The sequence below is a fragment of the Thermospira aquatica genome (assembly GCF_023525255.1).
Classification (GTDB): Bacteria; Spirochaetota; Brevinematia; order Brevinematales; family Thermospiraceae; genus Thermospira; species Thermospira aquatica.
In genome coordinates this window covers 2,234,408-2,258,496 of the sequence record NZ_CP073355.1, presented here as the reverse complement: position 1 = coordinate 2,258,496, position 24,089 = coordinate 2,234,408, and the positions used below count along the sequence as shown (strand labels likewise).

General features: G+C 41.7%; 24 protein-coding genes. 13 read left to right on the top strand and 11 right to left on the bottom strand.

What is annotated here, in order from left to right; translation table 11 throughout:
• The first annotated feature begins 210 nt into the window (after positions 1-210).
• Genes KDW03_RS10975 through KDW03_RS10965 form a run of 3 tightly spaced genes read left to right on the top strand, consistent with a single transcriptional unit; the run spans position 211 to position 2,788 of the window.
• A complete protein-coding gene (locus KDW03_RS10975) occupies positions 211-1,785 on the top strand; it encodes a TonB-dependent receptor (RefSeq protein WP_271435117.1) in 1,575 nt (524 codons plus the stop codon).
• A 7-nt stretch (positions 1,786-1,792) separates the two neighbouring features.
• On the top strand, positions 1,793-2,350 hold the full coding sequence (locus KDW03_RS10970) for a DUF4416 family protein (protein ID WP_271435116.1): 558 nt from the start codon (positions 1,793-1,795) through the stop codon (positions 2,348-2,350).
• An 18-nt stretch (positions 2,351-2,368) separates the two neighbouring features.
• The gene (locus KDW03_RS10965) at positions 2,369-2,788 is read left to right on the top strand and encodes an acyl-CoA thioesterase (RefSeq protein WP_271435115.1); all 420 of its coding nucleotides are present in this window, start codon (positions 2,369-2,371) and stop codon (positions 2,786-2,788) included.
• Here the strand turns inward: KDW03_RS10965 and KDW03_RS10960 are convergent.
• The 6 genes from KDW03_RS10960 to hisB form a co-directional block, all read right to left on the bottom strand.
• Entirely contained in the window at positions 2,770-3,975 is a 1,206-nt protein-coding gene (locus KDW03_RS10960; protein ID WP_408648377.1) for an alpha/beta hydrolase, read from the bottom strand. The two genes, KDW03_RS10965 and KDW03_RS10960, sit on opposite strands and share 19 nt — an antisense overlap.
• Positions 3,914-4,057: a hypothetical protein gene (locus KDW03_RS12455; RefSeq protein WP_408648312.1), complete on the bottom strand. Its 144-nt coding sequence runs from the start codon at positions 4,055-4,057 to the stop codon at positions 3,914-3,916. The genes KDW03_RS10960 and KDW03_RS12455 overlap by 62 nt, the downstream gene beginning before the upstream one ends.
• Before the next feature lie 94 nt (positions 4,058-4,151).
• Positions 4,152-5,231 carry a flavodoxin-dependent (E)-4-hydroxy-3-methylbut-2-enyl-diphosphate synthase gene (gene ispG, locus KDW03_RS10955; protein ID WP_271435113.1) on the bottom strand — a complete coding sequence of 360 codons (1,080 nt, stop codon included), beginning with the start codon at positions 5,229-5,231 and terminating at the stop codon, positions 4,152-4,154.
• A complete protein-coding gene (hisA, locus tag KDW03_RS10950) occupies positions 5,228-5,947 on the bottom strand; it encodes a 1-(5-phosphoribosyl)-5-[(5-phosphoribosylamino)methylideneamino]imidazole-4-carboxamide isomerase (RefSeq protein ID WP_271435112.1) in 720 nt (239 codons plus the stop codon). Before hisA ends, ispG begins: the two co-directional genes overlap by 4 nt.
• Positions 5,944-6,573 (bottom strand): imidazole glycerol phosphate synthase subunit HisH, encoded by a 630-nt coding sequence (hisH, locus tag KDW03_RS10945; RefSeq protein ID WP_271435111.1) that lies wholly within the window; start codon positions 6,571-6,573, stop codon positions 5,944-5,946. The genes hisA and hisH overlap by 4 nt, the downstream gene beginning before the upstream one ends.
• A gap of 8 nt (positions 6,574-6,581) precedes the next feature.
• A complete protein-coding gene (gene hisB, locus KDW03_RS10940; RefSeq protein WP_271435110.1) occupies positions 6,582-7,172 on the bottom strand; it encodes an imidazoleglycerol-phosphate dehydratase HisB in 591 nt (196 codons plus the stop codon).
• 182 nt (positions 7,173-7,354) lie between these two features.
• On the opposite strand from hisB, the gene KDW03_RS10935 reads away from it, so the two are divergent.
• The 6 genes from KDW03_RS10935 (at position 7,355) to KDW03_RS10910 (ending at position 11,592) form a co-directional block, all read left to right on the top strand.
• Positions 7,355-8,581 (top strand): integrase catalytic domain-containing protein, encoded by a 1,227-nt coding sequence (locus KDW03_RS10935; protein WP_271435109.1) that lies wholly within the window; start codon positions 7,355-7,357, stop codon positions 8,579-8,581.
• A 238-nt stretch (positions 8,582-8,819) separates the two neighbouring features.
• Positions 8,820-9,476 carry a hypothetical protein gene (locus KDW03_RS10930; RefSeq protein WP_271435108.1) on the top strand — a complete coding sequence of 219 codons (657 nt, stop codon included), beginning with the start codon at positions 8,820-8,822 and terminating at the stop codon, positions 9,474-9,476.
• Between the two features lie 58 nt (positions 9,477-9,534).
• The gene (locus KDW03_RS10925; RefSeq protein ID WP_271435107.1) at positions 9,535-9,921 is read left to right on the top strand and encodes a NifB/NifX family molybdenum-iron cluster-binding protein; all 387 of its coding nucleotides are present in this window, start codon (positions 9,535-9,537) and stop codon (positions 9,919-9,921) included.
• Between the two features lie 31 nt (positions 9,922-9,952).
• The gene (locus KDW03_RS10920) at positions 9,953-10,501 is read left to right on the top strand and encodes an OmpA family protein (RefSeq protein ID WP_271435106.1); all 549 of its coding nucleotides are present in this window, start codon (positions 9,953-9,955) and stop codon (positions 10,499-10,501) included.
• Positions 10,502-10,525: 24 nt separating this feature from the next.
• Complete coding sequence (locus KDW03_RS10915) at positions 10,526-11,050, top strand: hypothetical protein (protein WP_271435105.1); 525 nt, start codon at positions 10,526-10,528, stop codon at positions 11,048-11,050.
• Positions 11,051-11,052: 2 nt separating this feature from the next.
• Complete coding sequence (locus KDW03_RS10910) at positions 11,053-11,592, top strand: O-acetyl-ADP-ribose deacetylase (RefSeq protein ID WP_271435104.1); 540 nt, start codon at positions 11,053-11,055, stop codon at positions 11,590-11,592.
• On the opposite strand, the gene KDW03_RS10905 is transcribed toward KDW03_RS10910, so the two are convergent.
• On the bottom strand, positions 11,571-13,601 hold the full coding sequence (locus KDW03_RS10905; RefSeq protein ID WP_271435103.1) for a PAS domain-containing protein: 2,031 nt from the start codon (positions 13,599-13,601) through the stop codon (positions 11,571-11,573). The genes KDW03_RS10910 and KDW03_RS10905 overlap by 22 nt on opposite strands.
• 24 nt (positions 13,602-13,625) lie before the next feature.
• Entirely contained in the window at positions 13,626-15,809 is a 2,184-nt protein-coding gene (gene purL / locus KDW03_RS10900; RefSeq protein WP_271435102.1) for a phosphoribosylformylglycinamidine synthase subunit PurL, read from the bottom strand.
• A 272-nt stretch (positions 15,810-16,081) separates the two neighbouring features.
• Between purL and KDW03_RS10895 the strand changes: the two genes are divergently transcribed.
• Genes KDW03_RS10895 through truA form a run of 3 tightly spaced genes read left to right on the top strand, consistent with a single transcriptional unit; the run spans position 16,082 to position 19,752 of the window.
• Positions 16,082-18,613, top strand: coding sequence for a hypothetical protein (locus tag KDW03_RS10895; protein WP_271435101.1), 2,532 nt, complete (start codon positions 16,082-16,084; stop codon positions 18,611-18,613).
• 3 nt (positions 18,614-18,616) lie between these two features.
• Positions 18,617-18,934: an ArsR/SmtB family transcription factor gene (locus tag KDW03_RS10890; RefSeq protein WP_271435100.1), complete on the top strand. Its 318-nt coding sequence runs from the start codon at positions 18,617-18,619 to the stop codon at positions 18,932-18,934.
• Positions 18,935-18,948: 14 nt separating this feature from the next.
• Positions 18,949-19,752, top strand: a complete 804-nt coding sequence (gene truA / locus KDW03_RS10885; protein WP_271435099.1) for a tRNA pseudouridine(38-40) synthase TruA — start codon at positions 18,949-18,951, stop codon at positions 19,750-19,752.
• Here the strand turns inward: truA and KDW03_RS10880 are convergent.
• From KDW03_RS10880 to frr, 3 genes are read right to left on the bottom strand one after another with little or no spacing between them, the layout of a single operon-like run.
• The gene (locus tag KDW03_RS10880; RefSeq protein WP_271435098.1) at positions 19,696-20,538 is read right to left on the bottom strand and encodes a phosphatidate cytidylyltransferase; all 843 of its coding nucleotides are present in this window, start codon (positions 20,536-20,538) and stop codon (positions 19,696-19,698) included. The genes truA and KDW03_RS10880 overlap by 57 nt on opposite strands.
• Before the next feature lie 15 nt (positions 20,539-20,553).
• Positions 20,554-21,279: a polyprenyl diphosphate synthase gene (gene uppS, locus KDW03_RS10875; protein WP_271435097.1), complete on the bottom strand. Its 726-nt coding sequence runs from the start codon at positions 21,277-21,279 to the stop codon at positions 20,554-20,556.
• 6 nt (positions 21,280-21,285) lie between these two features.
• Entirely contained in the window at positions 21,286-21,852 is a 567-nt protein-coding gene (gene frr, locus KDW03_RS10870; RefSeq protein ID WP_271435096.1) for a ribosome recycling factor, read from the bottom strand.
• Positions 21,853-22,018: 166 nt separating this feature from the next.
• Between frr and htpG the strand changes: the two genes are divergently transcribed.
• Positions 22,019-23,869 (top strand): molecular chaperone HtpG, encoded by a 1,851-nt coding sequence (gene htpG / locus KDW03_RS10865; RefSeq protein WP_271435095.1) that lies wholly within the window; start codon positions 22,019-22,021, stop codon positions 23,867-23,869.
• The last annotated feature ends 220 nt before the right edge of the window (positions 23,870-24,089 follow it).

Here is a 24,089-nt window from a genome sequence, read left to right as displayed (position 1 = left end):
CCCCAATTCCGGTTGGCGAGCCTGTCGAGCCACGGTTGGCGAGCTTGTCGAGCCATGAACTGGATTATTTTATACACAGATTTGGAGTACTTTTTTATTTTGCAATAGCGTTCCCTTTTCGAGTACTTTTATTATGAAGCAATTCGTTGGATTGACAGTTTTGGTCTTTATCCTTATAATATATGGCAAGGTGAACATTGGGGAGGTTTTATGAAAAAGTTTTTCTGGATTTTAGCGTGTTTTTGTTGGATAGGGGTTTTTGTTTGGGGTCAGGAAAATATTTCTTCAACTATTGTTTTACCTGATGTCAAGATTGTGCTAGAGGGAGATAGTTCTATACCTTTGCAGGATCAAACCAACCTTGAGTTAAGTGGACAGGAAATAGATTTTGGGAGGGTAGATCTCTCGGAACTTTCTCGTCTACGAAAAAGTGAATATTATAAAGTAGAACTTACCAATGAGAGGAAAACTCCTTCTTTTTCTCTTTCGAGTTTCCGTTTATTTTATGGTACAAGCGAAAATCTTTTTTCTGATATTACTGTGGGAAAACGTGTGGATAAATTAAACTATCTTGTCTCCTACTTGAGAAATTCTCGTGGAAGTTTGGCACTGTCTAATAGCCGTCTCTATAATACAGAATTTAAACTGGATGATATTAATGTGGATTTGATCTTTACTCCATCGTCTCAGTGGGAAGTCCAGACAGAGGTGGGGTATTATACGCGGGAGTTGGGGCTTTATACTAATAGGGGGGCGCTTTCAGAGCAGGTGAGATATTTCCCGGCAAAGATAGGTGTTGCCTTTATCGCCGATACGTATAGCCTTTTTCAGATAGGTGTTGAGGGAAATTATCTGGAACGTCAACATAAATTACTTGCAAATGAATATACCAATCAGCTTTTTTATCATTTTTCTCCTTCTTTTTCTTATGAGGTGAGCTGGGCTAAGGATAATTTTCTCAAGATCGATGGAGCGTATTTTTATGTTTTTCAGGATACCCTTTTTCATGAGGGAAATTTTGGTTTTCTTGATAGGCTCAATATTTTGTCTAGCCTTTCTCTTGACGTGGGAACGAGACTCTACTTTTCTTCACGTGATCCATTTTTCTGGTATCCTCTTGTCATGATGAGATATCGCTATACGCAGATGTTGGTTTTTACGCTTGGTCTCGAGGGAGAACGGCAGAGGTTTCTTGGCGAGAGACTTCTTGAGGAAAATCAGTACTTTTTTGTTTCGACAGTTCGCCGCGATCGATGGTCCCCTCAAATTGGTATCCAGTATCTGCCTGCAGAAAACTTTTCCATAAAGGGAAATGCTTTTTATCATTTATATCAAGTGTATGCTAACCCTGTTTATCTTCCTGAAAGGGATATGTTTACCTATGAGGAAAAAACAAACGTTTCTCTCTTGGCTATCCAGGGATCTCTTGATTGGACGCTTTTCAAAGGGCTTTTGTGGAAGAATACTCTCACCTATACTCTGGCTTTTTCACAAGACATCTATGAGATTGAAAGTGTGCTTTTCTCTTCTTTTCTTGAATGGAAACTTCAGGAGATTGGCTTAACCGCAACCCTTCGTAGCAGGTATTATCCGCATGTTCAATTGGCAAATGGGGCAACGCTTCCGGATGCCGTGATTCTTGATCTTGAGCTTTCTCAAAAGCTTGGGAGGGATTTTTATCTTGAGTTTGCTGTAGACAATATTCTTAATCAAAACCACTTCCAGAGACCTTCTCTCCCGGAAGGGGGTATTCAGGTTTTGGCTGGTTTACGTATTTTGTTGTGAGGATGTTGTGGGTAAGCCTTTTGAACATGAACCGGTGAAACTTGTGATAGGGGTACTCTTTTCTGATGAGAAGAGGTACCTTCTTGCCAGGGAAAGAGTATGTTCACTTTATGGTGTTCTGGATTATGAAAGTCCTCCTTTTGAATTTTCGTTTACCCATTATTATGATGAGGAAATGGGGGTTCCTATCTTTCGTGTTTTCCTCTCTTTTGAAAAATTGATTCAACCTGAAGAAATTGTTGAGATTAAGCTACAAACCAACAACATAGAAGAAGAATTGGCTGTTGAGGGGAAAAGGTTGGTAAATTTAGATCCCGGGTATATGCAGTTGGGAAAGTTTATTTTAGCGACCACGAAGGATCAGATGCATAGAATTTACCTTGCCAGGGGGATTTATGCCGAGGTGACCCTTCACTACCATAAGAAAAATTGGCAAAGCTGGCCATGGACGTATCCGGATTATGCAAGTGACGACTATAAGCGTATCTTGAAAGAGATTCGTGAAATTTACTATAAACAGTTGAAGGCTATAGGCGGCAATATACCTCGCCACACAGAAAAGTAGAGAAAAAAGGAGACTGTCATGAATTATATTTACGAACTGGTGTTTAAGGTAAGAGATTACGAATGTGATTTGCAGGGGGTGGTGAACAATGCGGTCTATCAGAATTATATGGAACACACCCGTCATGAATTTATGAAATCTCTAGGGCTTGATTTTGCAGATCTTCATTACAAGGGTATAGATGCTTTTGTTGCCAGGATTGAGATAGCGTATAAATATCCCTTACGTAGTGGTGATGAGTTTGTCTGCCGGCTTGCCTTTGAAAAAGAAGGAAAACTCAAGTATATTTTTTATCAAGATATCTACCGACTTCCCGATGAAAAACTCATTGCTCAGGGCAGGGTAGTAGCAACCACCACCGTTGATGGAAAACTTGCTGTGGCAGAAGAGGTTGAAAAAGCTTTTCTGCGCTTTCTTGATCAGAAGTCAAGTACGTAGTCCCTGTCACGCGTAAAGGTTACCGAGAGTTCCATGGGTTTTCCATTTCTTTCGAGGGGTTTTCCCGTTTCGTCCAAAACACGAAAATGGTAGCGCGTTCCTCGTTTTTCGATGAGGGAGATTTCGTTAGTTTTGAGAAAAGAAATCTGCCAGTTGGTTTGTGTCTGGATATTGTTGCTTACGTAGAGAAAAACCTCCATCGTTAAAGCTTTTGAGGACTTAAAATGGATGATGATATCATCTCTGCTTCTGGCAAGGATGGTCAGATTTGTGGACGTTGTTCCCCACGGTGTAGAAATCGTTAAGGTTGCTGGACCGGCAGCTTTGCCCAGGATATATTCTTTCGAAATACTCATATCCTTTGACGAGAGTGAAGGGAAAAAGGTACGTTTTAAACCATTTTCGTAGCTTACCTCGATGGTAACAGCACTTCTGTCATTTATACCAATGACTGGTGGGTCTATGATGGGGGTCCAGGAAGAAAACGTGGGTTTTTCCTTGCCAGTAAAGAGAAGAAGAGGGATAAAAACACGGTTTTGCCAGGAGCCTTCAGAATGGGTGCCGTTTCTGTCTTCATAATACCACAGGCGATCACCCAGTTTTGAGGAAAGTTTTGTATAGACGTGTCTTGCCGGTACGATCATTTCGTCTGACTCTCTCCATCCAGCATCAATATACATCAACTGAACATTTTTCCAGTTTCCTTCATTCATATGGGAGAGAACTTGCTCATTTCCCCACCAGAAAGAAGGGGAGACTACTCCCGCAAACCCAAAAACCTCTGGATACCACATCTGAAGATAAAACGAAGCCAATCCTCCCATGGAGGAACCCATCACCCCTGTTGTTCTTGGAGAGGGATCAGTACGATAATTGCTATCTATCCAAGGTTTCAATTCTTCCACAATAAATCTGGAATAGTTGCCCAACAGGCCTCTCCAGGAAGAATTGGTTGGGGGAGAGTATTCTTCTATCCTTTTTGCTGTGTTGAAAATACCTACAATAATACACGGATTGGCTAATTTTTTACTTATGAGTGTTTCAAGAGCTTCATCTACATTCCATTTTACAGGACTACCGGCTCCTTTGAGTCCTGTTTTCTGACTTTCAAAGAGGTTTTGTCCATCATGCATGTAAAGAACGGGATATTTGTTGGTTGATTTGGAATAGCCAGCAGGAAGATATATAATGATCGTTCTCGGATCCACAAAACGGGAAGAAAAATTTCTCACAATCTGATATTGGGCTGTTTGAGCAAATGCCATCCATCCCGGGAGGAAAAGGAGAAATAAAAAATTTATTCCTCGCATACTTGTCTCCTTTTTAGTTCTTTCGATAGCAAAAGTATAGCGCGATAGGATAGTTATGTCAAGTTTTGATTTTCAATACGCTTTGTTACTTCCTTTACCAGGACGTCTGAAATAGCTTCAGGAGTAGGGTGGGGAATTTTCAGAGAAGTTTTTTCACCATTTTCTATGATAATGGCAGAGGATTTGCCTATCGCTATGCCGATGTCGGATTCGAGGGCTTCTCCGGGACCATTTACGACACATCCCATGATGGCCACTCGGAGGTAGTGGCGTATGTGTCTGGTTTTCTGCTGGAAAAGCTCAACAGTTCTCGCAACATCAAACTCTTTTCTGGCGCAGGTTGGACATGAGATGATTTCTATTCCTTCCTTGCGCAGGTTGAGGCTTCGAAGAATGATACGGGCTGCTTCTACTTCGTCTTCGAGATTATCGCCTGTAATGGATACCCTCAGAGTATCTCCTATACCATCGAGGAGGAGACTTCCTATTCCGATGCCACTTTTGATGAGTGCCTGACTTAAAGGACCAGCTTCCGTAACACCGAGATGCAGGGGATAGTCTCTTTGAGTAGAGAATAATCTATACGCTTCTACCATGGTGGGGACATCAGAAGATTTGAGAGAAACCTTGATGTCAAAAAAATCGAGATCCTCGAGAATTTTGATATGGGTAAGAGCAGAATCCACCAGAGCTTCTGCCGTGGGGTGAGCATAGCGGCTTCGATCAATGGAACCGCTGTTTACACCAATGCGAATAGGGATCTTGCGCTCTTTACAGGCACGAACAACAGCCTCTACATGTTCACGGTTACGGATGTTTCCAGGGTTGAGTCTTAGACCGTCAACACCTTGTTCAATGGCGATAAGAGCGAGGCGGTAATCAAAATGGATGTCTGCAACCAGGGGGAGTTTTGAATATTTTTTAATCTCACCGATAGCTTGAGCACTTTCCCGGTCAGGAACACCCAATCGGACAATATCACATCCCACCTCTTCGAGACGACGTATCTGGGTAAGAACAGCCTGTACATCGACCGTGGGAACACTTGTCATTGACTGAATGGAAATAGGTGCATCTCCTCCGACAGCTACATGTCCAACGTATATCTGACGTGTTTTTCGCCGCTTGATCATACGTATTGAAGGGCCTCTGGAAGGGTAAACTTTCCTTCATAGAGGGCTTTACCGACGATGACGCCTTTTAGACCCATTGATTCATACTCTTTTAATCGTTTGAGATCTTCGAGAGAGGAGATACCTCCTGAAACGATGATAGGGATATCTGATACCGTGAGCATTGTTTCAATGGCATCATAGTTAGGTCCCTCGAGAGTGCCATCTCGACTGATATCGGTATAAATAACCTCCGAAACACCAAAATCCTCTATCTCTTTGAGGAGATCAACGGCACGGGTTGATGTAATCTCTTTCCATCCATTTTTGACGACGAAGCCATCTGAGGCATCAATGGCTATAACTACTCCTTCAGGATCACTTTTACAGAGGTTGCGAACAAACTTCCGGTTATCCATGACAGCAGTACCAATAACCACCTTGTGAACACCCCGACTTCGGAGAGCACGAATCACACGATTGTCTCGAATACCGCCTCCCACATCGATTTCGATATGCACTTCCTGGACAATTCGCTCAATCAAATCAATATTTTGAGGCTTCCCATTAAAAGCACCGTCAAGGTCAACGATATGCAGTCTTTTTGCTCCTTCTCTTTCCCAGAACTGTGCCTGGAATATGGGATCGTCGGAGTAGACTGTTTCAAACTCGGGGTTTCCCTGCACGAGACGGACGCATTTTTTGTTTTTGATATCAATAGCTGGAATGATAATCATATGAATCCTCTCTCTGATAAAATAGAGACAAAATTGGAAAGAAGGCGCAGACCAAAAGTATGACTTTTTTCAGGATGGAACTGAAAGCCAAACGTTAAACCTTTCTGGATTCCCGAAACATAACGGATCCCGTACTCTGTCTCACAGGCAATCACGTCACTCTCCTTCACTTCAGGATAATAGGCATGATCATAATAAAAATACACATTTTGAGGCAAAGAGTCAAATATCTCTTTGTTTTGTCTGAGAATAGTTGTGCTCCAGCCTATATGCGGTATGGGAAGATCGATAGAAAAACGAACCACGTTTCCTTGCACCAGGCCAAGTCCCTCTGTCTTGTTTCCTTCTTCACCCTCTTCAAAGAGAAGTTGATACCCGAGACAAATTCCTAAAAGAGGTTTCTGTTGTTGGACATGCCTCTGGATGGCATGGACGAGATTTTGTTCTCGAAGATGCATCATCGCATCATTAAATGCACCCACGCCGGGTAAAACGAGTGCTGAGGCCTGTTCAATTTCTTGAGCAGTTCTTATGACCTTGAGCTTTTCAGAGGCAACACCTATACGTACAAAAGCATTGTATACACTTGCGATATTTCCCATGTTATAGTCAACAATAGCAATCATAGCTTTTCTCAAGCCCCAAAATAGTCTTTGGTTGTAGGGAGAAGGGAAGGATGGTCTTGATCAATTTGAATAGCTTGTCGTAAAGCATGAGCAAAAGCTTTGCAGGATGCTTCCAGGATGTGGTGACGGTTTTCACCTCTTTGAACAAGGATGTGAAGGGTGTATCCCATCGAAGCAAATCCCTGGAAAAACACATCGCCCAACTCCATGTCAAAATTGCCAATCAAACCTTTATAGTTTGAAAGATTGGAGACATAGAAAGGTCTTCCACTGATGTCTATACTCACTTCGACAAGAGCTTCATCGAGAGGGAGTATAGCCCAGCCGAATCTCTTGAGTCCTCTTTTGTCCCCTAACAGTTGTATAAGAGCATGACCGAGGAGAATGCCTGTATCCTCAACGAGGTGATGATAGTCTACGTGAATATCTCCACTTCCACTAAGAGAGATATTGATAAGACTGTGTCGAGAAATGGTTTCAAGCATATGATTGAAAAATCCTACTCCAGTATTAATTTCATAGACACCATTCCCATCGAGGTCGAGCGAAAGATCGAGGTGGGTTTCCCGTGTTTTACGGGAAAATGTCCCCTGTCTCATAAGGTTCTCCTTCTTTTTTCCCTTCTTTATATTTTAAGGAAACATTTTTATTTGTCAAGTACCCGAATTGCTTCATAATAAAAGTACTCGAAAAGGGAACGTTGCTTCAAAATAAAAAAGTACTTTAAATTTGTGTAAAATAATCCAGTTCAAAGAACTGGAGGTAAAAGGTGGAGTTAGCGATGTTTGAAAGGAGACCTATTTACAGGGAAACGGCGAAAGAGTATCAAAAAGCCAGCAAAAAGGAAAAAATGGAGATACTGGATTATTTTGTGAGGATAACAGGTTTAAAAAACCGAAACTATGCCGCCAGGCTCTTGAGGCAGCACGGAAAAACCATCTATGTAGGCAAAAAAAATTACCTTAAAGCCGACATAGCCAAGAAGGGCAAAAGACCTGGCAGAAAGAAAAAATTCGGCGAAGAGGAACTAAAACTTCTAAAAAAGGTCTGGGAAATTGAAAACTACATGTGTGGCAAACGTTTAAAGCCAATTTTAAATGAAGTTTTAGATAATCTCTTAGCAAACGGACATCTCCACGGTTCTCCACAGGCTATAGAAAACTTGCGACATATAAGTGCTTCAAGTATTGACCGACTTTTGAAACATGAGCGTAAAAAGCTTGAGATAAAAGGACGAAAAGGTACAAAGCCTGGAACGTTGTTAAAGCAACAAATAGCTATACGCACGTGGGCAGAGTGGGATGAAAATTGCCCTGGTTTTATGGAGATTGATCTGGTTGCCCATGAGGGAGGAAATAGCCGGGGAGATTTTGCTCAAACATTAAATATGGTGGATGTTTGGAGCGGTTGGACAGAGCTTGTGGCAATCAAAAACAAGGCTTCAAAATGGGTAAGAGAAGCCATAGAAAAAGTCCAAAGAAGACTTCCTTTTGAGTTACGGGGAATTGATTCTGATACCGGTGCTGAATTTATTAATCATCCTCTGCGTGATTGGTGTGAGAAGCACCAGATAAAATTTACAAGGGGGCGAAGCTCCCGTTCCAATGATAACTGCTACGTTGAGCAGAAAAACTATTCCATAGTCCGCCAGAATGTTGGGTACTTTCGCTACGATACCGAGGAAGAAGTCTACTACTTGAACCGACTCTATGCGTATCTCAGGCTTTATGCCAACTTTTTTCAACCGGTTATGAAAATGACAGAGAAAAAGAGAATCGGAAGCAAGGTGCAAAAGAAGCATGATGATATTAAAACTCCCTACCAGCGGCTTTTAGAAAGCTCTTATGTAAGTGAGGCACAAAAGGAACGCCTAACAAGGCTTTATAAGGCTCTCGATTTGTTTCACCTAAGACAAAAAATTACAGCTTGCCAGAGAAAACTTTACAGCCTTCAAAAGAAAAAGAATGTAAAAAACAAAAATTTGGAGGAAACTGTATGGAATTTTTGAGTACTTTTTTTTATGAGGCAATGATTCGAATTTCGAGTACTTTTTTATTTGACGCAACGGGGGTACCTTCCTGATAGGGGTTTTCATTTTGTGAGGTTATCGAGAAGAGAGGGATTTTGTATCAGCTGATTGTACAAATCTTGAATAAAAGCATTTTTGTATTTTTTTAAAGAAAACTATAGACTTTTTTTTTAAAATCTGTATAATATACATATACTTTGATAAAAAGGGGCCAAATATGGGGTGGTTTAGCCAGTTCAAGAATCAGACGAAGTTTCATGTTCGTTTTTATTATCATAATGAAGAGGTTAATGAAAATATTCGAGAGTTTATCTCGGAGATTTTCCTCGACGTTGGCAAAGAGGATTTTATTGATCCGATTTACTCTTGTGTGAAAGAATTGGTGGTGAACGCGACCAAGGCAAATCTCAAACGAGTGTTTTTCCTTGAAAATCATCTTGACATCAATAACATGGGTGAGTATGTGAATGGCCTGATTGAGTTTAAAGAGATGCTTGAAAAACAGGAATACGAAAAATACGAAAAAATTCTCAAAGAACACGATCTGTGGGTAGAATTTCGTGTCAATTGGCACAAGAATGCAATAGTTTTTGAGGTAATGAATAATTCTGAAATTATTGCCATAGAGGAATATAGAGTAAGAATGAAGTTGAAACTAGCTATGGAGTATACTGATCTCGCTCAATATTATGCTGAACAAATGGACACGACAGAAGGGGCGGGACTTGGTATAGCTCTTGTGGTTCTTCTTCTTCGCGGGATGGGGCTGGATCCTTCCCTGTTTCGGATTGGTTCCAAACATGGAGTGACGATTGCGCGCATTGAGATTCCTCTGGTTGATGAGTATGTTTCTCCGCTTCGAAAAAAGGAATAACTTTTGACGATGGATTTTTTTATTGTTATTTTAATAAAAAATATTATGGAGGAATTTTATGAAAGTTGCCATTGCTTCAGACGATGGGAAGAAAGTTGCTTCGCACTTTGGACGAGCAAAAGGTTTTGTTGTTTGTGAGATAGAAGAGAAAGAGGTAAAACAGAGGGATTATATTCCCAATACATTTACAGGACATGCTCGTGGACTTCATCAAGGGGATCATGGGCACAGCCATGGTGCCGCTCATGGACGGAGTCATGCGGGTATTCTCGAAGCTCTCAAAGATGTTAAGGTTGTTATCTCTCACGGGATGGGTAGAAACCTCTATGAGGATCTCACACAAGCAGGGAAGGATGTTTATGTTACCGATAAAGTCAATATAGACGAGGTGCTAGTGCTTTTTGTTGAGGGAAAACTTTCTCATATTGAAAGTCTTCTTCATTAATATGAAAGAGCCCAAAAATAAGGAGGTATATATGCGCAAAATCTTTGGTATGATAGTGAGTATGGTATTGTCAGTTTTGGTTTTTGCCCAGGTAAATATCAATACCGATGCCCTGAAACAACAGGTTCAGACAGCAGCAGGGAGTGCGGAAGAGCAGGCTTACAAAAAAGTGCGAGAAGAGTTCAAGAAAAGAATAGCTGATATTCCTTTTGCCTACAATTCTGCTGAACTCCCTTTGAAGGATCCCAAATATCAGGTGATGGGATATGATGTGGATTCTTTTATGAAGCAGGTACTTATTCCTGCATTGTCTCAGGCGATTAATGCTCTTCCAACGGGCAGAAAAGTGGTGATTGAAGGACATGCGAATGCAGTCGGGCCAGAGGAACCTCAGGATGGGAAACGGGGCAATAAAGCCCTTTCTCAGGCGAGGGCTGAAGCTGTGCTTGAGTATATTCTTCGTAACTCCAAGCTAGAGAGAAGTAAATTTGTCATTCGTGCAGCTGGTTCTTCTAAACCTTTGTCTGGCGTGGATCCTACAAGTGTCAAAAATTGTCGTGTAAGTCTTGACATAGAATAATGAACATCACCCCCAGGAGGGAGTATGCAAAGCAACCTTCGTTACGAGTTTGTAAGCCATGTTTATGATGCTATTACGAGGCAGATTCAGCAGTTTGATGTGAAGGTTTCTGTACTCCTCTCCTGGGATGGTGTTATTGCTATTATGCTGGGGCGAGAGGTGGTGTTGCTTTTTTCCAGCGTGAAGCCGACACTTTTCATTTATGCTTTTCTATTTATGAGTGCTTTCTTCCTTATTATTTCCAGTTTCTTTTGTTATAAAATCCTGCGTCCTCAAAATAAGATTAACGAGAAGGGAAATGGGATCTTTTGGGCAGGGGATATCTTGAGATTAGGGAAAAATCATAAAGAGCGTGTGGAATCATACTTGAAAGTGCTCTCTCAGCTTGAAAAACCAGAGGATTTTGCAGAACAGATTATCCAATCGGTTGTTGGTATTTCTGAAATTTTGATGACGAAAAATAAATTTTTCTTTTTTGGGCTTTTTGCTACGATTACTTCTTTTGTTTTTCTGATTTTTTTGATTGTGAGAATAGGGTTGGGGAGTTAAGATTGACGAGTTTTCTTTCTGATCGTGTTCTTGTGCTACAAGGTGACATCACCCGTGTTCAGGCAGATGCCATTGTCAACGCGGCAAATTCTACCCTTATGGGTGGAGGAGGCGTTGATGGGGCTATTCATCGAGCGGGTGGGCCTGCGATTCTGGAGGCTTGTGAAGAGATACGTCGTACAATCTGGCCTGAGGGACTTCCTCCAGGGAAAGCTGTTGCAACCACCGCAGGGAGGCTTCCAGCACGTTATGTTATTCACACGGTTGGACCAATCTGGCGAGGAGGGAAACAGGGAGAGGATGAGCTTCTTGTTTCAGCGTATCGAGAGTCTCTCAAACTTGCGTACGAGTTGGGGTGCAAAAGTATCGCTTTTCCTGCCATATCAACAGGAGTGTATGGATTTCCCTTTGAACGTTCGGTACCTCTTGTTTGTAGTGTAGTTCGGGAGTGGGCTGCCTCGTTTGAGAAAATCATTCTTGTTTTTTTCTCCCAGAGAGATTATGATCTTTTTCTCTCCCTTCAGACGTTTGAAGAAGCCTGATTATCTGATGGCTGTTTCTCTAAACAGGTAAGAAGTTTTTTTCTCAGGTAAAGGATATGACCTATCTTTTCACCAAACGTTTCTAACCATTCAAGATCAGAAAAGGTGTATCCTTTTTTGATAATGACCACGAGCAGGGCATGGATCTCTTCTCCTGTACTGATCCCGAGTGAATAGGTATCTCCCGGTTGAATCATGTGTTCCAGGATCATGGCTACTATTGGATTTAAGGTGTAGAAAAAGAGTTCTTGCAACCCCCCGGTGATGTGATTGATCTTTCCGGATTTCATGATGCTTTTTTCCATGGAGAAATGGGGTGGAATACGCAGGGGAAGAGAAAAGATCTGTCTTCCGAGCAGGTTTTCCACTTTTTCAAGAAAGGAGGTGTCTACACCTTGCAAGCTTTTGATGGTAACGAGTTCGTTGTGCTTTACTTCCGATATAGAAACGATACACCCAGGGATGGGGAAGATTTCTCGAAAAGTAGTGAGGATGTGTTCCCAGGGAGGGGGAGAAGGATTCTCAAGAATAGTAATCGTGAGCTGATGAAGGGACCGATAAAATCGGTTCTCAAAATGTTGGTAATGTTCTTCTTGAGATGCTTTTTCCTTGTCTTCTAAGACGATAAGATAGGCATCGGTAAGTTTTTTGATGGAAAATTGCAAAATACTTGTATCTTTTCGCTGAGTACGAAGATTTTGCCATGCTTTATCGGTGAAATGAATATCAAAAATAAATTTCTCTTCCTTGTTGTTATGCATCTGATCTTTTACTACCTGGGGGATGGGAAGCGGCTTGCCGATCACGGAAGAAATCTCTTCACTGATTCCCAGAAGCTTTTGAGCCGAGGCGTTGATTTCAGTTATATTCCATTCTGTATTTGTAAGAATGATAGGAGTATCTAAGGAGTGGATGGTATCGTGATAAACCGTTTGAAGTGCAAGAAGCTTGTTGTGAAGACGTACCTGCTTTTCAGCCAGATGGCTTACCATTTCTGATTCAAGGGGGGTAAAAGTCACCACATACCCTGCTATGATATTTTTCCGGAGAAGAATGACTTCGAGGTGAGCATAAAAGGTGTACGCTTTATCCTCGGTTCTTATACGTACTACCTGGTATTTTGTGGGTTGTGAGGGAGAGAGTTTATCAAAGAGCGCAAGAAACTCTTCAGCGTTTTCTATTTTTTCTACACATTCCTGGAGAGACAGAGGGATTTTACCACCCATCAGTTTTTGCATGGGGGTATTGAGATACCATAGAGTATGATTTTTTTTGACAATCAAAATTGGGAGAGAAAAATTTTTGAGGAGTTGATTAAGAACAGGAAAGGAGAGACTTTCCTCTAACCAGAAGTGTTTTCGGTACACAAGCCAAAAGAAAAAATACGAAACAAGAGCCAGAAGAGGTTGGTACACAAGCCATCCTCTCCAATACACAGCAATATTAAAACTTAAAAGCATAGTTCTCAAGAAGAATGCTACAAAAGCAACTGTGATCATAAGAATATCCATGAAAGAATAACGACCTGCCAGTAAAACTCCTATCGAGGCGATAAAATAGAGAAGAGTAAGTCCCATTTGCATAGAAAGTAATTGAGGGCTCACAAGACCATCCCACACCCATTGACCAATAAAGATGTATTTTGTAGGTGAAAATGAAGAAAGAAAAGAAAAAATCGTGATGCTTACTATTGGCACGAGATAGGAAGTAATGACTCCGAAATGGTAGTAGATTTTACCGGGAGTAGCACGTTTCAGTTCGATTACAAAATGAAGAAAAGCGGCCGGGAGTATCCATGTGAGTGATGTCATAAACCACATCCAGAAACGTGTGCTTTCCCATCCTATTCCCGAGACTAGCATGAGTTTGGAAAAGACCCAAAGAAGAAGCAAAAAGGCAATACTCCCTAATACTCTTGCTGCAGCAAGCTTGTAGTTGGTAAGATTTGCCCAGAGGAAAAGAAAAAATACCCCCAAAAGTACGAGAAAATACAGCCCAATAAACCCCATAATAACCCTCCTGTTTTCTCTCTATCACAGGTATTCTGTCATATAAAGGTTTCTTGCTTCCTCTACAGAGAGAGATATCTCTTTCGTGGTGTAGCGTATCATGATATTTCTCTCTAGTGTAGTTTCTCCTAACAGAAGCAGGGGCAGATTGTATTCCTGACATACTTTTTTGATGTCCTGGCTTTTTTCTGGAGCGGCAGAGAAAACAATACGGGATTGAGCCTCTCCAAAGAGAAAAGATTCGGGAGAAATCTCTGTTTCTACCTGAATAGAGATTCCAACATTCCCCAGGAGAGCACACTCAGCCAGTGTAAATGCAAGTCCTCCATCGGAAACATCCTGAGCTGAGGCAATGAGCTCTTTTTCAATGAGTTTGCGGATACAGAGTTGCAGTCTTTTTTCCTCTTCGATATCGAGGTAGGGGCATTCGCCGGCGATCTTTCCGGTGAGGTGTTTCAAAAACATGCTTCCTCCAATACCCTCTCTCGGATGTCCTAACAGATAGATTTGATGTCCTATTTGCTGAAATGGAGCAAACACAGCTTTCCTATAGTCGGGGATAGCTCCTACGGCACCAACAATGAGTGTTGGTAAAATAGCCTCCCCATCAGTCTCATTGTAAAGAGAGGCATTTCCTCCTGTTACAGGGACTTCGAGGGTCTCACAGGCTTTGGCCATGCCTTCCATTGCCCGGGCAATTTGATAGTACACAGGAGATTTTTCAGGATTGCCAAAGTTGAGGCAGTTGGTGATGCCATAGGGTTCTGCCCCCATACAACTCAGGTTTCGTGTTGCCTCAGCAACCGCCTGCATGCCACCTCTATAAGGGTCAAGGTAGGTGTAACGACCATTTCCATCTGTACTCATTGCCAGACCTATTGTGGTTCCCTTGATTCTCAAGAGGGCACCGCCAGCCTCCATGGGTTCTGCCAGAAGGTTGGTTTGTACCATGTGATCATAGCGTTTATATACCCATCGTTTGGAGGCAAGGGAAGGATCTTTGAGGAGATTCTTGAGTACAGCAGTGAAATCCCGGGGGATTTCAAAGGATGGTATTTCATGAGCCTTTTCGAGATATTGGGGAGGAATGACCTCTCTCACATACATCGGCACATCATCCACCAAATACCGTATAGGAATATCGGCTACTATTTTGTCTTTTTCGTAAACGACAACATGTTCGGTGTTGGTGACTTTACCGATAACGGCGTAATCGAGTTCCCATTTCTGCATGATTTTCTCAACCTCAGGGAGTTTCTCTGGTTCAATACAGGCAAGCATCCTTTCCTGACTTTCAGAGAGGAGAAACTCATAAGCCGTCATATTGGCAGCGCGGGCAGGAACTTTATCGATGAAGATTTCTATCCCACTCTTGCCTCTCGCAGCCATCTCCACACTTGAACTTGTGATCCCGGCAGCCCCCATATCCTGGATGCCCACAATGAGCTTTTTTTCAATGAGTTCCAGCGTGGCTTCAAGGATAAGTTTCTCAGTAAAGGCATCGCCTACCTGTACCGAGGGGCGCTGATCCTCACCCTCGCTGGAGAGTTCTGCAGAAGCGAAAGTTGCACCACCTAAACCATCACGACCAGTTTTTGAGCCGTAGTAGAAGAGAAGATTTCCTTCACCTCTGGCTATAGCTTTGATGATGTTTTCTGGTTTGGCGATACCCACACACATTACATTGACGAGGGGGTTACCTTCGTAACTGTCTTCAAAAACCACCTCTCCGCCAACGGTAGGAATTCCCACACGATTTCCATAATCACTTATGCCCTTAATCACTCCGCTCACGAGATAACGTGTACGTGGAGAATCTGGTTTTCCAAAGCGCAGACTGTCCAGAACCGCCACAGGCCTTGCTCCCATGGCAAATACATCACGAAGAATACCACCAACCCCTGTAGCTGCACCCTGATAGGGCTCTACAGCCGAAGGATGGTTATGGCTTTCTATTTTAAAGGCAACAGCGTAGTCTCCTACTCGTATGACTCCTGCATTTTCCCCCGGACCCTGGAGAAGATGTTTTCCTTTCGTTGGGAGTTTTTTGATGAGAGGCTTCGTATTTTTATAGCCACAGTGTTCGCTCCAGAGGGCACCAAACATACCAATTTCTTCCACTGTGGGGGAACGACCCAGATACTCTTCGATAAGCTTCAGTTCTGAGGGTGAAAGGTTAGAACGTTTGATAGCTATTTCTCTATTCATGGGGACTCCTTTGCCTAGGCTAAAATAAGCTTATATATTATGGCATAAAAGGCAAAGAAAATCAAAAAAATGAAAACAACCGGATGAACTACGAAATTGGATTTGCTTTTTTGGGTTTTGTGTTTTTTGCTCAATCTCAATAGGGATCTCAAAAATATTTTTCTATGAAATCTTTTTTCTTTTCTTTTATTTGTTAAGAAAAAACAAAAATACTCAAGAAATACGATACCTCATGCCGAAATATACAATAACACGGATAGGAAGAGGTAGGCATGCAGGCAAAAAAAATTGTTCTCTTTATGTCCTTTGTACTGGTAGTGATACTCTTATTTGTTGTTGTTTTTATGGCGAAGAATCAAATAGGCAATTTCGGAAAAGACTATGATAGATATGTTACAAAAAAGGTAGAAAGTTATGCCACATGGTTTACTAATAGAAGAGAAGAAATAGCAAGAGAAGTAAAAGGTCTGGCTTCTGATAAGCTTGTAACCGATCTGATTGTGGCTTTGTATTCAGGAGAAGATATCACATCGTATAACACTCAGTTCGAATCTATTCTTTCTAAACTTTCACAAGCAAAGAAAATACAGCTTCTTGATCCCGATGGGATTGTGATTTATTCCACACAACCTGGAGAAGCATTAGTGAATCGTTTTGTTCCAACGATTCTTACCCAGCTTCAAAACTATCAACAAAGTTACCAACAACCTTATCTTCGTTTTCTGAGTACCAATGAGTTTTTTGTGGCGAACAACTTCCAAAGTCAGGATAAGACCTTTCAGCTTGTGGTTTATTATGATACAAAAAGATTTGCTCACCCTGATTTTGGGCTGATGATTCCATGGGGAAAAACGATTGTGGTGGCTAGACAAACAAAAGGCAAAGAGGATGCGGCGCGTATTGTGGAACAGGCTTCTTTGGATCCTTCTGTTTTATCTCGTGGGAAAAAGACCATAGGGGGTATGAAAGAGGTGGATGGTATTCAATTGCTCTATTTTGCTCGTTACGATCGTTATCTCTCGGGATGGGTAATAGGGATTCTTGTGTTTGCTTTTGTTCTTCTTTTCTTGATTTTGTATGCCTTTTATCGCCTTCTTCAGGAAGAGAAAATTTATAAAGAACCTTTGACTTTTCGACATGCTCCTCGTGAGGATTTAAAAACACTGGTAGAGGATATTGAAGAAGGGGAGACTGTTACTGCAGAAGAGGCTAAGAAGGGTATCGAAGAGATGTTGATGTCAGACCATATTGAGGATTTGACGAGTTCTTCGGCGTTTGTCTTTGAGAGACCTTCAGAACAGAACAAAGAAGAAACAAAAGAAGAAACAATGGTAGAGACACCTACTTTTGAAGAGAAAGAATGGCAGGAAACACCTTCTTTTGAAGAGCCTTCGATTGAAGAGCCTTCGATGCAAGGTTCTTCGATGGCAGAATTTTCTGAAACCCCTGAGACTTTGTCTTTTGGATCGGAAGAGCCAGAAATTTCAGAGCCGGAGATTTTAGAGATAGAAACACCGCCATCTCTCAGTGATATGGACACTGCTGCTTTTGAACCAGATAAAGCCACAACGTTTTTCTCCGAGCAGGATAGGTTGATGGATGAGTTGTCTCCAGAGATGCAAGAGGAAGTGAGTTTACCCTCTGAAGAAAAACCTGAAGAGTTTTCTCTCGAACCATCGTTTTTAAGTGCAGAAGAGAGTGCTGCCGAACCTTCTGTGCAAGAATCATTGATATTGGAGCCTGACTTTGTGGGAAGTGAAAACATGACTGAAGAATCGCAACGTCTCTCAATAGAATCACCAGAATCGCCGGAAGAGTTGCCAGAAGTTTCGTTTGAAACAGCTTCTATTGAGGAGCTCTCACAAAGTTCTGATACTTCCGTGTTGATGGAGCAACCTTTAGAGAAAATTGTTCCTGAAGAAACTCCTTCTCTTGAGTTAGTACAGGAAACGATTTCTCTTGAAGAGTCGAATGCAGAAACCGCAGAGGGTTCGGAAGAAATTGTATTGCCGTCTTTAGAATCAGAAGAGCAGTTGTCGCTAGAGACTCTTGATTTGCCTGAGGTCGCGGAAGCGCCGGTATTAGAAGAGATGACGGAGGATCTCTCTCTTGCTGATACCCTTTTGGAAGAGGTTTCTCCACAAGAAGAGAATTCTTTAGCAGAGGATGAGGTGATAGCTTTAAACATGGACGAACTCTCTAACATACCTATTGCGGAGGAAAATGTGCAGGAAGTGGCAAATATACCAGAGGATCAAGAAAGAGTGATGGAGAATGAACCACTGGCACCACCGGAAGAGTCTTCGTCCTCTGAAAAAGTTGTTATGTTTGGTGAAAAGGTCCATGAGAGTTTGGCAAAGCTGTTGAGTGAGCCTCCAAAACGCTTGAGCACAATCCATGATGTGCCAAGTTATGCTAATGCTGCCCGTGATATAGCACATTCCTCCCTGGGAATGAAAAAGGTATGTGTTCTGGAGAAAAAGGGAGATGTTTTTGAAAATATTCTTCATGATGGATTTCAGTCTGTTTTGACGCTTTCCACGAAAGATCCCATTTATACGAAAATCCTCAGTAAACATAAGTCTCTGGATATTCAGAACAATCTTGAAAAGGCTTCTTATCTGAGGAAGTGGTTTGGAGACGGTGAACTGGAAAGGCTTGAGGAACTTTTTATTACTCCTGTTATCAAGAAAGATGAGGTAGTGGGGATCGGAATCTATGGACGTGAAAAAGGTGTGCCAGAAGTAACGGATCTACAGAAGTCGGAGCTTTACAACATAGGCTTTTTACAGGAAGTGGAGTAATCTATGGAAAAATTATCGTTTACTCCTGAGCAGGCCAGGGAGATTTTGAAGCAATGGACGGAGCATGCGGAAGAGGCAGCTATGCTTTTGAAGGCACTTGGCCATCCAGCTCGAGTACTGATTCTTCAGATTATTCGTCAGTCTCAGTGTAATGTAACCACATTAGAACAGGCTCTTGGTATCTCTCAGTCCTCAGCATCGCAACATTTGCGTGTGTTGAGAATGGCTGGGCTTGTAGAACCTCTCAGAGAGGGTAAAGAAATCTGTTATCGGATTGTTGATGAACGGGTTTTTAAGATTCTTGATATTTTTTATTCATAGGCTAAGTTTTTTTTATGAATGTGCGACTTGATATTTCGTATGATGGTTCTCTGTTCTCTGGGTGGCAGAGACAAAAAAAACAACCCTCTGTTCAGGAGACAGTGGAACAAGCGCTGGGAAAAATTCTGGGAGAGAATGTTCGGGTTTGGGGATGTGGGCGAACGGATGCGGGTGCGCACGCATTTTGTTATACGCTACACTTTCATTGTGATAACATGCAATTTCCTGTAGAGGTTTTGCCCAGGCTTCTTGATTCAAAACTTCCTGAAAGTGTGAAAGTCTTGCGAGCTATGGAGGTGGAGGAAGATTTTCATGCTCGTTTTAGTGCTTTTGCCAGAGAGTATGTTTATATAGTATGGAGGGGATCATTTTTGTATCCGTTTCTTTGTTCTTATGTGTATTGGGATCGTGATCCCCTGGATTATGAAATGGTGAAAAAGGTTTGTAAACTTATTGAGGGAGAACATGATTTTCGTTTTTTGTGTTATGGGTATGGAAAAGAAGCCTCAAAGATAAATTTTACCCGGAAGATTTTTTACTTTCGAGCTGTGGAAAAGGGGCAGTGGCTTTTTTTCTTTATCAAGGGAAATGGATTTTTGCGGGGTATGATTCGTACTCTGGTAGGTATCACCCTTCAGGCGGCTAAGGGGCAACTTTCTCTCTCTGAGATTGAGAAAGCCCTCGGTGCCGAAAGGGATCTTTCCTCTTTTTTGAAAAAGGCAGTACCGGCTTCCGGATTATATTTTAAAAGAGCGTACTATTTAGTATCCCATGAGTTTCAGAATGATATAAAACACGGGAGTGGAGAAGAGGACTGAATCAAACCTGTCAAAAAAACCACCATGTCCAGGTAGCAAAGAGCCAGAATCTTTTGCTTTAGACCAACGTTTGATTGTTGATTCAGCCAGATCACCAATACTTCCTGCAATGCTTATCATTATACCCAGCAAAAGAAACTGTAACAGAGACAGATTTGTGGATGTATGAAACCACCTTTGAAGACCAAAACATCCAATCGTAGCCGCCAGGGTCACAAAGAGAACACCAGCATAGCCTTCGATGGTTTTGTTTGGACTGGAAAGAAAAGAGAGTTTATGGTTCCCAAAGAGTTTTCCTGCAAAGTAGCCCCCGGCATCTCCTATCCAGGTGAGAAAGAGAGGGAGAAAAACGAGCCAGCCTGTGCGATCCTGAGCTTTTAAGAGAATGAGAAAAGGGAAAAATATACCAGTCAAAATGTACATAGCAAGAGACATTCCCAGGTTGGTAGGGGCATCTTCGAACTTTCCTTGCAGCGATTCGAGAAAGAAGGTGATTAAAAAAGAAAGAGAGAGGAGAAGTATTTGAATGACGTAAAAGTATCCAAGATCATAAATTTGGAGACTAAAGAGGTAGTAAGAGAGCGTGCTGAGAGTAACAAGAATGGAGTTAGTCCATAAGTAGAAGTGAAAGCCTCTTTTTTCCAAAAGACTTGCTACTTCATAGTTAATGAAAAGAGAAACAACCAGAAAAGCAAGGAAAAAAAGAAAATTATTCCAGAAGCTTGTGAAAACAAAAAAAGCCCCGATGGGGATAAGGACCAGAGCCACAATGAACCTTTCTCGCATATTTTTCTCCTCTCGTTAGATTTTTCCAAATCGTCTCTGGCGCTTTTGATAATCGGCAAGGGCCTTGCAAAAGTCTTTTGGCGAAAAGTCTGGCCAGAGTTTAGAAGTAAAATATAACTCCGCATAGGCAGATTCCCATAACAAGAAATTACTTATCCTCTGTTCTCCACTGGTGCGGATGAGGAGATCTACCGGCGGAATATCTGGGGAATACAGGTACTGTTCGAATATGTTTTCTGAAATTTCTTCAGGAGAAAGTTTTCCCTTTTGAATATCGAGAGCAATTTTTTTTGCAGCGTCGGTTATTTCTTTTCTTCCCCCATAGTTAAAGACAATATTAAAGACATAGCGCCCATTTTTTGTACTGTCTATGGCGTGTTCGAACTTTTGGCGAAGCCGTGGGCTAATCCTTTCGAAGCTTCCTGTATAACAAAAACGAATGTTCTTTTCTTTCATACGGTCTACATATTCGTCAATCACTTTGGCAGCCATGTCCATCAGGAAGTCTACTTCCTCTCTGGGTCTTTCCCAGTTTTCTGTCGAAAAGGCATAGGCGCTGATATACGGGATTTGAAGATTTTCGTTAAATTCAATGATTCGTTTAAGGGTTTCGTATCCTTTTTTATGTCCTTCATTTCGTGGAAGAAAACGTTGACGAGCCCACCGCCCGTTGCCATCCATGATAAAGGCAACGTGGCGGGGGAATTTCTCTGGATAGAGAGTATAACCAAAAAATTTCATGGTCTTTTAGAATTCCATAATCTCTTTGGCTTTCTTTTCTACAAGCTCGTCGATATGTTTGATATGATCGTCGGTAATCTTTTGTATGGCGTCAAGTTCTCTTCTTTCATCGTCTTCACTAATATGTCCACCTTTGACAAGTTCTTTGATATGGTTGTTGATATCACGACGCTCATTGCGGATAGTAACCTTGATCTCCTCTCCCATTTCTTTTATCTTTTTCACAAGTGCTTTTTTGGAATCTTCGGTGAGAGGTGGTATGGCTACACGAAGGACTTTACCGTCGTTAACCACAGTAAAACCAAGATTAGCATCATTAATACCTTTTTCTATGTTTTTAAGGATGCTTTTGTCCCATGCATCGATAACGATAGTGTGGGGATCTGGAGTATTTAGGGATGCTGCCTGACGAATGGGAGTTGGTGTCCCATAGTAATCAAAACGGATGTCTTCTACCATCCCAATGCTGGCGCGGCCTGTTTTCACATGTTTGAGTTCTTCCATAAAGTGGCTTAATGCTTTATCCATTCGATCCTTGGCTTCTTTCTTAAATTTTTCAAATGCTTCTACCATGTTTTCCTCCTTGGTTTTTTGTGTTTTCAACTATTTATTATAGGTAATATTGAGTGAATTTTCAACAAAAAAAGGAGAAAATGAAAAGTTTTTGGATAAAAGAGAATTGAATTGACTTTGTGCTTTCAAATTTTGTATATTTATAAAAAAACAAAAGGAGTAAACTATGGAGCGTTATTCATTTCAAGCAGAGAGTAGAGAACTTCTTGACCTCATGGTGCATGCCATCTATTCTCAAAAAGAGGTTTTTCTTAGAGAGCTTCTCTCAAACGCTTCTGATGCGTTAGACAAACTGAGGCTTCTTTCTCTAACCAATGCTGTTAATCTTCCTGAGGGGCATGTTTTTGAGATAAGGATAGACAGGGATTCAGAAAAGAGAGTTCTTGTTATTGAGGACTCTGGTGTAGGGATGAATCACGATGAACTGGTGAACAATTTGGGAACTATTGCACGTTCGGGTACAAAAGAGTTTCTCCAGCAGATCAAGGAAAAGAATACCCCTGCCTCAGAATTGATTGGTCAGTTTGGGGTTGGATTTTATTCGATGTTTATGGTCGCAGAGAGGGTAGAGGTTTTTACGAGGAAGGCAGGTGAAACTCAGGGGTACCACTGGGTTTCTGATGGAAAGGGTGAATTTACCATCGAACCTGTGGAGAAAGACACGATAGGGACGAGAATTGTGATTCATCTCAAGCCTGTTGATGAGGAGAATGGTATAGAGGATTTTACACGGGAGGATGTGATCCGCAGAATTGTGAAACGGTATTCTGATTTTATCTCCTACCCTATTAAAATGAAAGTCATCCGTGAGGAAAACAAAGAGAAAAAAGAGGTGGAAGAGACCCTCAACTCGATGAAACCGCTCTGGACGAGAAAACCGTCAGAGGTTTCTGAGGATGAGTATCACGATTTTTACAAGCATTTGACCCATGATTGGGAAAATCCTCTCGCTACGATTACTTTGCAGGGGGAGGGGACCGTAGAGTTTCAAGCTCTGCTTTTTATTCCATCTCGTGTTCCTTTTGATATCTTTTATCAGTCTTTTGAACCCAAGGTAAATCTCTATGTAAAGCGTGTGTTGATTCAGGAGAATGTGGACATGCTTTTACCTCGTTACTTGAGGTTTGTAGCAGGGGTAGTGGATTCTCCTGATCTTTCGCTCAATATTTCTCGAGAGATGCTTCAACAGGATAAGACGATTCTCCAGGTCCGTAAACGTCTTGTGAAAAAGATCCTGGATACCCTCCTGGATATGCAAGAGAAGGATAGAGAAAAGTATACGAAATTCTGGCAAGAGTTTGGAGTTATTGTCAAAGAGGGTATTGGTGCCGATTATGAAAACAAGGAAAAGCTTCTTTCTCTTCTTCTCTTTGAATCCTCTGCGGGCAAAGATCTGATTACTCTCGAAGAGTATGTGAAACGGATGAAAGAAGATCAAAAAGAGATATATTATCTCACGGGTGAATCCCGCAGGGTACTGGAGACCTCTCCCTATATGGAAGCCGTCAAGGATAAGGGGTATGAAGTACTTTTTCTCACCCAGCCGATTGATGAGTTTATGATGTCAGCGGTTCATGAGTTCCAGGGCAAAAAATTTCATTGTCTCAACAAGGAACCGATTGAAGAGAAAGCCCCTGAGGTAAGTGAAGAGGATAAACCCCTTTTAGAGAAGCTGCAGACACTTCTCTCAGATCATGTACGTGAAGTGAAGTTTTCTACCAAGCTTGTGGATTCTCCTGCCTGTGTGATGACCAAAGCTTTTGAGTTTAGTCCCCATGTACGAAAGATCCTCGGGGAAAAGTATCCCTTTGGTGATGAGCGGAGAATTCTTGAGATTAATCCAAAACATCCCTTATTCGAACGTTTCAAGGGAATCTATGAGGAAAATAAAGAGGATGCTCGGTTGGAGGATCTTGCTCAACTTTTCCTGGGGTATGCCTTGATTGCAGAAGGAACACCGCTTCCTGATCCGGCACGTTTTAACGCTTTGGTGTTGAAGATGGCAGAAAAGCTGTAGAGAAATGAGACTGTCTTATAAAAAGCCCGGCAAAAACCGGGCTTTTTTTTAATCTGTTGGTGGAGAATGCTTCATGGGAAAAAGGAGCCGAGGGTGGATTTTAGAGTAAATAAGGAGAGGTTTTTTGTTGAGAAGTTTGATTTTTCTGGTGGTGGGGAGAAACAAAACCAAAGAAGTGTCTTATTTTCATTTGAATTTTTCTTATCTTTCTCTTATACTT